Source organism: Lutibacter oceani, from assembly GCF_003384935.1.
In the GTDB taxonomy this organism is placed as follows: Bacteria; Bacteroidota; Bacteroidia; order Flavobacteriales; family Flavobacteriaceae; genus Lutibacter; species Lutibacter oceani.
This window is the reverse complement of sequence record NZ_QTTQ01000011.1, coordinates 784,831-797,510: the sequence shown is the minus strand read 5'-3', so window position 1 is coordinate 797,510 and position 12,680 is coordinate 784,831. Positions and strand designations below refer to the sequence as shown.

Annotated in this window: 11 protein-coding genes; all 11 read left to right on the top strand. The window is 29.8% G+C overall.

The features are described from left to right. Positions 1-66 precede the first annotated feature (66 nt). The gene (locus BX611_RS12805; protein ID WP_115881874.1) at positions 67-1,299 is read left to right on the top strand and encodes a PAS domain-containing sensor histidine kinase; all 1,233 of its coding nucleotides are present in this window, start codon (positions 67-69) and stop codon (positions 1,297-1,299) included. Continuing rightward, positions 1,296-2,354 carry a response regulator gene (locus BX611_RS12800; RefSeq protein WP_115881872.1) on the top strand — a complete coding sequence of 353 codons (1,059 nt, stop codon included), beginning with the start codon at positions 1,296-1,298 and terminating at the stop codon, positions 2,352-2,354. Before BX611_RS12805 ends, BX611_RS12800 begins: the two co-directional genes overlap by 4 nt. A 58-nt stretch (positions 2,355-2,412) precedes the next feature. Next, a complete protein-coding gene (locus tag BX611_RS12795) occupies positions 2,413-3,312 on the top strand; it encodes a universal stress protein (RefSeq protein ID WP_115881870.1) in 900 nt (299 codons plus the stop codon). A gap of 100 nt (positions 3,313-3,412) precedes the next feature. After that, positions 3,413-6,181 carry a VPS10 domain-containing protein gene (locus tag BX611_RS12790; RefSeq protein WP_115881868.1) on the top strand — a complete coding sequence of 923 codons (2,769 nt, stop codon included), beginning with the start codon at positions 3,413-3,415 and terminating at the stop codon, positions 6,179-6,181. A gap of 4 nt (positions 6,182-6,185) precedes the next feature. Next, positions 6,186-6,803 carry a DUF6973 domain-containing protein gene (locus BX611_RS12785; protein ID WP_115881866.1) on the top strand — a complete coding sequence of 206 codons (618 nt, stop codon included), beginning with the start codon at positions 6,186-6,188 and terminating at the stop codon, positions 6,801-6,803. Between the two features lie 319 nt (positions 6,804-7,122). Then, the gene (gene mce, locus BX611_RS12780; protein ID WP_115881864.1) at positions 7,123-7,527 is read left to right on the top strand and encodes a methylmalonyl-CoA epimerase; all 405 of its coding nucleotides are present in this window, start codon (positions 7,123-7,125) and stop codon (positions 7,525-7,527) included. A 24-nt stretch (positions 7,528-7,551) separates the two neighbouring features. Then, the gene (locus BX611_RS12775; protein WP_115881862.1) at positions 7,552-9,111 is read left to right on the top strand and encodes an acyl-CoA carboxylase subunit beta; all 1,560 of its coding nucleotides are present in this window, start codon (positions 7,552-7,554) and stop codon (positions 9,109-9,111) included. An 8-nt stretch (positions 9,112-9,119) separates the two neighbouring features. Beyond that, the gene (locus BX611_RS12770) at positions 9,120-9,470 is read left to right on the top strand and encodes an OadG family protein (RefSeq protein WP_162880054.1); all 351 of its coding nucleotides are present in this window, start codon (positions 9,120-9,122) and stop codon (positions 9,468-9,470) included. Between the two features lie 61 nt (positions 9,471-9,531). After that, positions 9,532-9,951: a biotin/lipoyl-containing protein gene (locus BX611_RS12765; protein WP_115881858.1), complete on the top strand. Its 420-nt coding sequence runs from the start codon at positions 9,532-9,534 to the stop codon at positions 9,949-9,951. Positions 9,952-10,000: 49 nt separating this feature from the next. Then, a complete protein-coding gene (locus BX611_RS12760; protein WP_115881856.1) occupies positions 10,001-11,320 on the top strand; it encodes a sodium ion-translocating decarboxylase subunit beta in 1,320 nt (439 codons plus the stop codon). Between the two features lie 57 nt (positions 11,321-11,377). Continuing rightward, on the top strand, positions 11,378-12,667 hold the full coding sequence (locus BX611_RS12755) for an acetyl-CoA hydrolase/transferase family protein (RefSeq protein ID WP_115881976.1): 1,290 nt from the start codon (positions 11,378-11,380) through the stop codon (positions 12,665-12,667). Positions 12,668-12,680: the final 13 nt, after the last annotated feature.

Below are 12,680 nucleotides of genomic sequence, written 5' to 3'. Positions count from 1 at the left end.
AATTTAATATTTTAGTTCATAAATTTTTAGTATTTTCGAACATACTATAAACTAAAAAAAATACCATTGTCTAATTTATTTCATGAAAATGAATTTGTTTTTAATGTACTGTTTGAAGCAGTTTCTGAAGGTGTAATTGTTGTAGATGAAAATCAAACAATTGTTGCAAGTAATTTAGCTGCCGAAGAAATGTTTGGCTATACCAAAAGCGAATTTCAAAATCAGCATTTAAATATTTTAATTCCAATAAATTTTCGTGCAGGTCACGGAGCGCATTTTAATACATTTTACAAAAAGTCTTCTGCAAGGCAAATGGGTCAAAATAGCGATTTGTTTGGGGTTCACAAAAATGGAAATAATTTTCCGGTTGAGGTAGGGTTAAACCCTTTTAAAATAGGTAAAAAAAAATATGTAATGTCTATTGTTATAAATATTACATCCCGTAAAAAATCTGAGGCTAAAATTTTGGAATTAAATGCACTTTTAGAAGGAAAGGTTTCTAAAAGAACAACAGAACTTAATAATACGGTGGCTGATCTAAAACATGAAATTGAAAAACGTGTAAAAGCAGAATCTAAATTAAGAAAAGCCTTAAAAAAAGAAAAAGAGCTTAATGAGCTAAAAACTAAATTTTTATCTTTAGTGTCACATGAGTTTAAAACACCTTTAAGCGGAATGTTAAATGCAGCAGTTTTAGTTGGGAAGTATAAAAAAACTGAAATGCAGGAAAAAAGAGAAAAACATTTGCTAACTATTAAAAATAAGGTGCATTATTTAGATGGCATTTTGAATGATTTTTTATCTGTAGAAAGGTTAGAATCTGGAAAAGTTAAATATAAATTTAGCAGTTTTAAACTAAGTAAAGTTGTAAACGAAGTAATTTATAATGCCAACTTAATGTTAAAAAGTGGGCAACATATTATATATCCAAAAAATATTGATAATTTGGATTTATATCAAGATGAAAAAATATTAGAATTAATATTATCAAACATACTAAACAACGCTATTAAATATTCACCTGAAAATACTAAAATAGATTTTAAAATTAACCCAGGTTCAGAAAGTATAATTTTTGAAATAAAAGATCAAGGAATTGGAATTCCATCAAAAGATCAAAAATATATTTTTAACAGATATTTTAGAGCTGAAAATGCATTAACAAATCAAGGAACAGGAATTGGGCTAAATATTGTAAAAAGTCATTTGGAAAGTTTAGGCGGAACCATAAAATTTAGAAGCATTTTTAATGAAGGATCAACTTTTATTGTTGAATTACCAATAATTAATAAAGAATGAAAACAATATTACTGATTGAAGACGATACGGTTTTAAGAGAAACCACTGAAGAAATTTTAGAATTGGAAAACTATAAAGTGGTTACGGCCGCAAATGGTAAAAGAGGTATAGAACAAGCCAGAATTATGCTTCCGGATTTAATTATTTGTGATATCATGATGCCGGAATTAGATGGTTACGATGTATTTAAAATACTTTCTGAAGAAGAAAAAACTAAAAAAATACCTTTTATTTTCATGTCTGCAAAAACAGAAATTAAAGACATTAGAAAAGGAATGGATTTGGGAGCCGATGATTATTTAACTAAACCAGTTGAAGAAGAACTTTTGTTAAGTGCAATTGAAAGTAGATTGGCAAAAGCTGAGTTATTAAGTGAGGCATTAATTAGTCAAGAAACCCAAGAAAAACCTAAAGATTTATATGATAATATTACCAATTTAGAAGATCTTAAGAATTATTTTTGCGATTTTGGAAGTTCTAAAGTTTATAAAAAAGGAGCAATAATTTATAAGGAACAAGAAAATTCTAACAATGTTTATCTTGTATACAAGGGAAAAATTAAGGGCGTAAAAATTGATGAATTTGGTAAGGAACTTATAATAAATATCAATAAAGACGATGAGTTTTTTGGCTTTTCAGCTATTTTTAATGATGCCAGAAATTATGAATCTGCAATTGCAATGGAGAAAGTAGAAATTATGGTTGTTCCTAAAAGTACCGTGTTAGATATTTTAAAAAATAACTATAAATTATCCTTAGAAATTTTTCAATTGATAAGTGAAAACCTTACAGAAGTTAAAGATCAGTTATTGCAAATGGCTTATGGTTCTATGCGTAGAAAAACTGCTAAAACCATTTTGAAATTTGCCAATAAAATGAAGCAAAAACCATCTGATAATATTAATATATCACGTCGTGATTTGGCAAGTGTTGCAGGTATTGCAACCGAAAGTTTAATTAGAACTTTAACCGATTTAAAAAAGGAAGGGCTTATTGAAATTGAAGGCAGAAATATTAGAATTATTAACATGGAGAAATTAGAGGCTATTTATTAATTTTTTTCATTAATCATTGTTAAAAACACATAAAAGCAGTTCAAAATTTCACTGATTTATGTCATTTATTATTAATACAGCATTATTTAAGTTTGTATCAATAATAAAAGGAATGAAAAACATATTAATTTTAACTGATTTTTCTGATAAATCTTGGAATTCCATTGTATATGCACTTGGTTTATTTCAAAATGAGCAATGTAATTTCCATTTGCTAAATGTAGAAAATAGGTTTGAAAATGAACTTGTTGGTGCTGGATATAATCAAGTTGAATTAGTTCAAGTTGATAATAAAAGAGATTCAAAAAGAAAATTAGAAAAATTAATTCAACAAATAAATACCTTAAAAATAAAGGGCAATCATAATTTTATTCCTATAGTAGAAGAAAATAATATTGTTGAAGCTACTAGAAATCAAATTAAGGAAAAAAAAATAGATTTAATTGTTATCGGCGCTAATGATATTCCTTCTAAAGGACAAATCTTTAGAAATTCTGTTTCTGAAGAAGTTATTACCAAGGTAAAATGTTCTGTTTTAGTGGTGCCAGAAAAAGCTGTTTTTAAAGGGATAAATGAAATTGCTTTTCCAACCGATTACACCAACTTTTATGAGGCAAAATTATTACATTATTTAACTTGTAAATCTAGTTATAATAATGCCTCAATTCGCTTTTTATATTTATGTAAGAACAAAGAAAAACTTAATGATGAGCAGGTTTGGAATAAAGAAACCTTGCATGATTATTTTACAGATAAACAGCATAGTTTTCATTCTGAAGTTAACAAAAATCTAGAAGAATCTTTAGAACAATTTATTGACAATAAACAAATTGATTTAATAGTTTTAGCTGCAAAAAATTTAAATTTACTTGAGCAAATTTTATTCAGACCAAAAAGCGAAGCACTTAAATATTATTCAAAAACACCATTTTTGGCATTACATCAATCTAATTTTTAAAAATTAGTCTTTTTTTAAAAAGTTGCTGTTTATTTCACTTTTATATTATTAAATTTGAGTTAACTGTATATTTATATATTAAACCTAACACAAATTTAAAATGAAAAAACTAACTTTTCTTAGTAGCTTTTTATTACTTTTTATTGGATTAAATGCACAAAATTCTTTAGTTAAAAATGTGCCATTTACAAATATTGGGCCTTCAATTATGAGTGGCCGTATAGTAGATGTAGCTGTAAACCCCAATAATCCAAATGAATTTTATGCGGCCTATGCTTCAGGAGGTTTATGGTATACAAAAAATAATGGAACCTCTTTTATATCAGTAACTGAAAATGCACCAACACAAAATATGGGTGCTATTGCAGTAGATTGGAATAAAGGGACTATTTGGGTTGGCACAGGTGAAAGTAATTCATCACGTTCATCGTATTCAGGAATTGGTATTTTAAAAAGCACAGATAAAGGTAATACCTGGCAAAATGTTGGCTTAAAAGCATCGCAGCATATAGGAAGAATAATTATTAATAAAAATAATCCAAATGAAGTTGTTGTTGGAGTTATTGGTAATTTATATACTCCAAATACTGAACGAGGTATTTTTAAAACTACAGATGGTGGTAAAACCTGGAATAGTACATTGTTTATAAATGAAAATACGGGTATTATTGATATAAGTGCATCGCCAAATAATCCAAATATTTTATATGCTGCTTCTTGGGAACGTAACAGAAAAGCATGGAATTTTGAAGGGAATGGAAAAGGTTCGGCAATTTATAAAAGTATTGATGCTGGTTCAACTTGGATAAAAATTACTGATGAGAAAAGTGGGTTTCCAACAGGAAGTGGGGTTGGAAGAATAGGTTTAGCAACTTTTAATAGTGAAGTTATTTATGCCTTGTTAGACAACCAGTTTATGAGACCAGAGAAAGAAAAAAAGAAAACAGCTGGTTTACAGAAAGATGATTTTAAAAAAATGTCAAAAGATCAATTTTTGGAATTAGATGATGCAAGTTTGAATACCTATCTAAAAGAAAATCGTTTTGATAAAAAATATACCGCAAAGTATGTAAAAGCATCAATTATAAAAGATAAAATTAAACCTAGTGATTTAGCAACTTATTTGGAAGATGCAAATTTTGTGTTGTTAAATTCTGAAGTAATTGGAGCCGAGGTTTATAAATCTATAGATGGCGGTGAAACTTGGAACAAAACACATCAAGATTATTTAGATGGTGTTTATAGTTCTTATGGTTATTATTTTGGAGTAATTGCAGTAAATACTTCAAATGAAAATAAAATATACATTGGCGGTGTTCCATTATTAAAATCTGATGATGGCGGACAAACCTTTACAGCAATAGGGAAAGAAAATGTACATTCAGATCATCAAGCTATTTGGGTAAATGCAAATTCTGAGGGGCATTTAATAAATGGTAACGATGGTGGATTAAATATTACATACGATGATGGTGAAAACTGGACTAAAAATAATTCACCAGCTGTTGGGCAATTTTACTATATAAATGTAGATAATCAAAAGCCATATAATGTATATGGAGGTTTGCAAGATAATGGCGTTTGGTTTGGACCAAGTAATTATAAAGCTTCAAAAAGATGGGAGAGCAGTGGAGATTATCCATATAAAAGTATAGGTGGAGGCGACGGTATGCAAGTTCAAATTGATAATAGAGACAATAATGTTGTGTATTCTGGTTCTCAGTTTGGGTATTATTACCGTGTAAATTTAAAAACTGATGATTATTTAAGTATTCATCCAAAACACGAATTAGGAGATTCACCATACAGATACAATTGGCAAACACCTATTTTATTGTCAAATCACAATCAAGATATTTTGTATATGGGAGCTAATAAATTATTACGCTCTATGGATAAAGGTGAAAATTTTGAAGTAATTTCAGGAGATTTAACTACTGGTGGTAAAAAGGGAAATGTGCCTTATGGAACACTCACTTCAATTTCTGAAAGTCCATTTAAATTTGGATATATTTATGTTGGAAGCGATGATGGTTATATTAACTTAACTGAAAATAGTGGTGCAAATTGGACAAGAATTTCAGATAATTTACCTCAAGGCTTATGGGTTTCAAGAGTTATCGCATCAGAACACGAAAAGGACAGAGTATATGTGACCTTAAATGGTTATAGAAATGATGATTTTAAACCCTATATTTTTGTAAGTGAAAATAAAGGAACTATTTGGAAAAGTTTAATAAGTAATTTACCAAACTACCCAATTAATGTTATAAAAGAAGATCCCACAGATGAAAATATTTTATATGTAGGAACCGATAATGAGGTGTATGTTACTTTTAATAGAGGTGAAACGTGGCAGTTATTTTCAAACGGTTTACCAAAAGTTGCTGTGCATGATTTGGTAATTCAAAAAGAAGCAAAAGATTTAGTAATAGGTACACACGGACGTTCAATTTATAAGGCAAATATTGCTGCTTTACAGGAGTTTAACAAGATTAAAGGTAAACCTGTTTCAATTTTTGAAATACCGTCAATTAAACATTCTTCACGTTGGGGAACTAGCTGGAGTAAATGGTCTAAGCCAATTGAACCAAGCGTAACAATTCCTTTTTATGTTTCAAATTCTGGAGAATATACCGTTGAAATTTTAGCTGAAGATAATTCAAAATTAAATAGCTTTTTAATAAATGCAGATAAAGGATTTAATTATTTCGATTTTAATATTTCAACTTCTGAAAAAAGTTTAAAAAGTTATTTTAACAAAAAAGATATTAAAATAGAAAAGGCTAAAAACAATATTTATTATTTGCCTAAAGGAAAATACGTTATAAAAATAAATGATGTTAAAAAAACATTTGAAGTGAAATAAAAAAATGAAAAAATTCCAGTTAATAGTTGTGTTTGTTTTATTGAGTATTCAAATAACAGCACAATCAAATTGGGAGTTGTTTAAAAATCAATCTGGCCCGCTTAAAAAGTGGGCTTTATTGCATCCTTTTAAAGTAAAAAAAGCATATCTATTATCAAAAGAAGTAAAAAAAATATCCGATTCTATTGCAAATACCAATTTGTTAGATAAAGATAAAATAGGAGGTCAGGTAGATGCCTTTAGACATGCATATTGGATGGCAATTTTACATCAGAAAATTGGAAAAAATGCTGCTCGTTCTTTGGGTAAAGCATATGAAAGAGCAAATTACAAGTCATTTAAAAGAGGTGGTTTTGAAGATGGAATACATCCAGATTTGGCTTCAAAGGAGATGGATTTATATAATAATAATGTTGGCTTAAAATTTTCTTTTAAAGGAGATGATCGATCTAAAGAAGGACTTGTTTTTAAAGTTATAAATGCCGTTAAAAATGGAGATTTAATAATTATAAAAAAAGATAGTTTAGGGAATTATTTAAATTGTAATGGTAAAATAATTTCACAAGAAACACTTAATAAATGGAATAACAGTAAATGTTTAATTTCTTCAAAAAGGTTATAAAAAATCAATAATTTTAAAAATGATAGTCATTTTTTTTTCAGAATTAAACTTAGATTAAGTTGATTAGTCTTATTTAAAAAATTTATTTTATGAAACCACATTAATAGGTGGTTTTAAAAAGATAAAATAGTTTTCAACTCGCTAAAAAACAAATAGTTAGCATCACTATAACGTTTTAGTAGTTTAATTTGGTTTATGATATCTGTCAGCTTTTTAACTTTTACTATACTTTAATTTTGTTGAATAATTACGAAATAAATGGAATTAATCTCATTATTTCAAATTTAATTTAATAATAATATTAAAATTTATAAAACTCATGAATATTTCACATATTGAGCATATAGGAATAGCTGTAGAAAATCTCGAAGAATCAATTAAATACTATGAACAAGTACTTGGTATGAAATGTTACAGTATAGAAGAGGTTGTTGATCAGAAAGTGAAAACAGCCTTTTTTTTGGTAGGTGATACAAAAATTGAATTATTAGAAAGTACATCTCCAGATGGTCCAATAGGAAAATATATTGCAAAAAAAGGCCAGGGAATCCATCATATTGCATTTGCTGTTCCAGATGCAACAAAAGCGTTAAAAACAGCCGAAGAACGTGGAGTTCTGTTAGTAGATAAGGTTTCTCGTAAAGGAGCTGAAGGTCTTAATATTGGATTTCTTCACCCAAAATCTACTCAAGGTGTGCTTACAGAACTTTGTTCAAAAAAATAATAAGATATTCAAAATAAATAAAAAATGGCAAATCAAGATAAAATTAACGAACTCATTGAAAAAAGAGCAAAAGCTAAATTAGGTGGGGGAGAAAAACGTATAGATTCGCAGCATGCAAAAGGAAAATTAACGGCTCGCGAACGTATTGATATTCTTTTAGATGAAGATAGTTTTGAAGAGTTTGATATGTTTGTAACGCATAGAACTAAATCTTTTGGATTAGATAAACAAATTTACCTTTCTGATGGAGTTGTAACGGGTCATGGAACCATTGATGGAAGAATTGTTTACATTTTCGCTCAGGATTTTACTGTTTTTGGAGGTTCGCTATCTGAAACCTACGCTTTAAAAATTTGTAAGGTAATGGATATGGCAATGAAAATTGGTGTTCCTGTTATTGGATTAAATGATAGTGGTGGAGCTCGTATTCAAGAAGGAGTAAGATCATTAGCAGGTTATGCTGAGATTTTCCAAAGAAATATTATGGCATCTGGTGTAATTCCTCAAATTTCTTCAATTTTAGGACCTTGTGCTGGTGGAGCTGTATATTCTCCTGCTTTAACTGATTTTACAGTAATGACGGATCAAACAAGTTATATGTTTGTAACTGGTCCTAAAGTAGTACAAACTGTTACAGGTGAAGTTGTAACTACTGAGGAATTAGGAGGAGCTAAAATTCATTCTACAAAATCAGGAGTATCACATTTCTTAGCAGAAACTGATGAAGAAAACTTATTATTAATTAGAAAATTAATGAGTTACCTTCCTTCAAATAATCTTGAAGACCCACCTTCATTAATAACATCGGATCCTATTGATAGGTTAGATGACATTTTAAATGAAATTATTCCTGAAAATGCAAATCAACCTTATGATATAGTTGATGTTATTTCAACAATTGTTGATAATGGCGAGTTTACTGAAGTTCACAGAAATTATGCACGTAATATATGTGTTGGTTTTGCTCGTTTTAATGGTAGATCAGTTGGTATTGTTGCTAACCAACCTAAATATTATGCTGGGGTTTTAGATATTGAAGCTTCAAGAAAAGCTGCCAGGTTTGTTCGTTTTTGTGATGCTTTCAACATTCCAATTGTAACGTTAGTTGATGTTCCAGGGTTTTTACCGGGTACAGGTCAGGAATATGGTGGAATTATTCTTCACGGTGCAAAATTATTATTTGCATATGGTGAAGCAACTGTTCCAAAAGTAACAATTACACTTCGTAAATCTTATGGTGGAGCTCATGATGTTATGAGTTGTAAACAATTACGTGGTGATTTAAATTATGCTTGGCCAACGGCAGAAATTGCAGTTATGGGAGCTAAAGGAGCCGTTGAAGTATTAGAAGGTTCAAATATTAGAAAAATTGAAGATAAAGAAGAAAAACAAGAATATATAGATAAAAAGGAAGACGAATACACTGAAAAATTCGCGAATCCTTATGTAGCAGCTAAATATGGTTTTATTGATGATGTAATTGAGCCACGAAACACACGATTTAGAATTATTAGAGGATTGGAATTATTAGCAAATAAAAAAGAAATTAACCCGCCTAAAAAGCACTCTAATATTCCATTATAATGACACATATGCTATTATACATAGATCAAATAAGCGAAGGTTACGTTATTTTGATTACTGGGTTATTAATTGTTTTTGGTGCATTATTAACACTTTCTTTATTTTTTAAATTCGGGTTACCAGTAATGCTTTATATATACAAAGTAATTACTAAACGAAAAGATAAAAAAATTAAAGATATTAAAGTGGAAGCTGATGAAGCCTTTACAGGTGAGATTGCTGCTGCAATTTCTGTTGCAATTCATATGTATTTGAACGAACAGCACGATAATGAGAATGCAATATTAACAATTAAACAAGCAAGAAAATTATATTCTCCTTGGAGTTCCAAAATTTATGGAACACATAACAAGCTTTAACTAACTAAGGATTATTTATTAGTTTATTTTTTATAAAATAACTATTGAAAAAATAAGAACAATGAAAAATTTTAAATTTAGAATACACGACAATAATTATAATGTCAAAATTGTTTCACAAGAAGGAAATGAAATAGACTTAGAAGTAAATGGTACCTCTTATACTGTAAAAATGAAGGAGGAAATTAAAAAAACCAAAACACCAACATTGGTGCGTTCTGCTTCAAAAAGACCAGCCGAACCGTTAAAAGTGAATCCAAGTTCATCAAAAACTAAAATTGTTGCTCCTATTCCAGGAACTGTTTTATCTATTGATGTGAAAGTTGGAGACACACTTAAAGTTGGTGATAGAATGCTAGTGCTAGAAGCAATGAAAATGGAAAACAATATTGTTTGTGAAAAAGCAGGTACAATTACTGCTTTAAACATTAGTGTTGGACAACAAGTGCTGCAGGATGAAGTAATGATAGAATTACAATAAAAATTTCTCAGTTATAACTAACCATTTATAACTAGTAAAAAAGAAAAAAATGAAGAAAATATTATTAATATTTGGTGTGCTATCGTTGCTGATTTTTATCAGACCTGCTTTAGGACTTAATACAAATACCACAAATAACAATTCATTAAACACAACTGAACAAGTTAATACGTCAGAAGGTGATAATGTTTATGAAGGTGCTTTTAAAGGCATTAAACAATTTTATAATTACACAGGTTTTGCAAATGCAACATCGGGTAATTTAATTATGATTTTTATTGGAATTATATTCATATACTTAGGTATTAAATTTGATTATGAACCACTGTTATTAATTCCAATAGGAGCAGGTGTAATAATTGGTAATATTCCATTTGTTGCCGGAAACCAAACTGGTATTTATGAAACGGGTTCGGTTTTAAATTACTTGTATTTTGGGGTAGTAAAAGGTGTTTACCCACCACTAATCTTTTTAGGAATTGGTGCTATGACGGATTTCTCATCATTAATTGCCAACCCTAAATTAATGCTATTAGGAGCAGCCGCTCAAATTGGTGTTTTTGCAACATTTTTAGGGGCACTTTATTTAGGTTTTAACCTTCCTGAAGCTGGAGCTATTGGAATTATTGGTGGAGCCGATGGTCCTACTGCTATTTTCTTATCATCAAAATTAGCAAATGGTCTTAATGTATTGGCAGATGGCACTACAGTAAAAAACTTAATTGGTCCAATTGCAATTGCTGCTTATTCATATATGGCATTGGTTCCAGTAATCCAACCTCCTTTAATGAGATTGTTAATTTCTAAAGAAGACAGAAAAATTAAAATGAAACCGCCAAGAGCAGTTTCTCAAAAGGAGAAAATGATTTTCCCAATTGTAGCCCTAATTTTAACAACATTTATTTCTCCTAGTGCTTTGCCATTATTAGGAATGTTATTCTTTGGAAACTTATTAAAAGAATCAGGTAGAACTGAAAGGTTAGCAGATACAGCCAGAACTAAATTAATTGACATTGTAACTATTTTATTAGGAGTTACAGTTGGGGCATCAACCCAGGCAGATATCTTTATAACTAAAGATTCTATGTTAATTTTTGGTTTGGGAGCAATATCGTTTGTAATTGCAACTTGTGGAGGATTACTTTTTGCAAAATTTATGAACCTTTTCTTAAAAGGCGATAATAAAATTAACCCACTAATTGGTGCGGCAGGAGTATCAGCAGTTCCAGATAGTGCAAGAGTTGTACACACGGAAGGATTAAAATCAGATCCAAGTAACTATTTATTAATGCACGCAATGGCTCCTAATGTTTCCGGGGTTATCGGATCTGCAATTGCTGCAGGTATTATATTAAGTTTCTTAGGATAAATAAAGGTTCTTTTAATTATTTAAATGAACAAAACAACAAATTATAATTTTTTTAAAATGAAAATACCAAACATAATGTCAGCCAGCGAAGCTGTAAAATTAATCAATTCTGGAGATAGAGTATTAATACAAGGGGGTTCCGCTACACCACAAACATTAGTGAAAGCTATGGTAGAACGCGGTCCGGAATTAAAAGGTGTTGAAATTGTACACTTGCATACCGAAGGAGAATGTGGATATGCAGCTGCCGAATTAAGAGAAAGTTTTCATACAAAAGCATTTTTTATTGGAGGAAATTTAAGAAAAATGGTTGGCGATACTGTAGATTATATCCCAATTTTTTTAAGTGATATTCCAAGTTTATTCCGCGAAGGATATATGGATTTAGATGTTGTATTAGTTAACGTTTCGCCTCCAGATAAACACGGATTTTGTTCATTAGGAGTTTCAGTCGATATTGTAATTTCTGGAATTGAAAAAGGGAAAAAAGTTATAGCACAAATTAACCCAAAAATGCCTCGTACTTTTGGTGATGCTCTGGTACATTTAAATCAATTTCATGCTTGTGTTTTAGTTGATGAAGATATACACGAAATGAAATTTGTAGCACCTTCTGAAGAAGAACAAGCAATTGGGAAAAATATTGCTGAAATAATTGATGATGGATCTACACTTCAAATGGGTATTGGTGGTATTCCAAACGCCGTTTTAACATACTTAACTAACCATAAAGATTTAGGAGTACATACTGAAATGTTCTCTGAAGGAATTGTGGATTTAGTTGAAAAAGGAATTGTTAATGGTTCTCAGAAAAAAGTAAACCCTTATAAAATAATTTCTGGTTTTGCCATGGGTACACGTCGTTTATATGATTTTATGGATGATAATCCCGAAATTGAAATGAATGATATTGCTTATGTTAACGATACTGCAATTATTCGTCAAAATCCAAAAGTAACTGCAATTAATTCTGCTATTGAAATAGATTTTACAGGTCAGGTTTGTGCAGATTCTATTGGTACAAGAATGTTTTCGGGTGTTGGTGGACAAATGGATTTTATGCGCGGAGCTGCTTTATCAAAAGGTGGAAAACCTATTATTGCAATTACATCAACAACTTTAAAAGGAGTTTCAAAAATTGTACCTTCGCTAAAACCTGGAGCTGGTGTTGTAACAACTAGAGCACATGCAAGGTATGTTGCAACTGAATATGGGATTGCTGAATTGTTTGGTAGAAGTTTAAAACAACGTGCACAATCGTTAAGAGACATTGCACACCCAAATAGTAGAGAGGAATTAGACAAAGCAATTTTCGAAAGATTTGGAAGTAGTTTAATGAGTGTATAAAATTATAATTGTA

Coding starts and splice junctions, on each gene's coding strand:
- BX611_RS12765 (WP_115881858.1), top strand. CDS start 9,532: ATGAAAAATTTTAAATTTAGAATACACGACAATAATTATAATGTCAAA.
- BX611_RS12785 (WP_115881866.1), top strand. CDS start 6,186: ATGAAAAAATTCCAGTTAATAGTTGTGTTTGTTTTATTGAGTATTCAA.
- BX611_RS12775 (WP_115881862.1), top strand. CDS start 7,552: ATGGCAAATCAAGATAAAATTAACGAACTCATTGAAAAAAGAGCAAAA.
- mce (WP_115881864.1), top strand. CDS start 7,123: ATGAATATTTCACATATTGAGCATATAGGAATAGCTGTAGAAAATCTC.
- BX611_RS12770 (WP_162880054.1), top strand. CDS start 9,120: ATGCTATTATACATAGATCAAATAAGCGAAGGTTACGTTATTTTGATT.
- BX611_RS12790 (WP_115881868.1), top strand. CDS start 3,413: ATGAAAAAACTAACTTTTCTTAGTAGCTTTTTATTACTTTTTATTGGA.
- BX611_RS12760 (WP_115881856.1), top strand. CDS start 10,001: ATGAAGAAAATATTATTAATATTTGGTGTGCTATCGTTGCTGATTTTT.
- BX611_RS12755 (WP_115881976.1), top strand. CDS start 11,378: ATGAAAATACCAAACATAATGTCAGCCAGCGAAGCTGTAAAATTAATC.
- BX611_RS12795 (WP_115881870.1), top strand. CDS start 2,413: ATGTCATTTATTATTAATACAGCATTATTTAAGTTTGTATCAATAATA.
- BX611_RS12800 (WP_115881872.1), top strand. CDS start 1,296: ATGAAAACAATATTACTGATTGAAGACGATACGGTTTTAAGAGAAACC.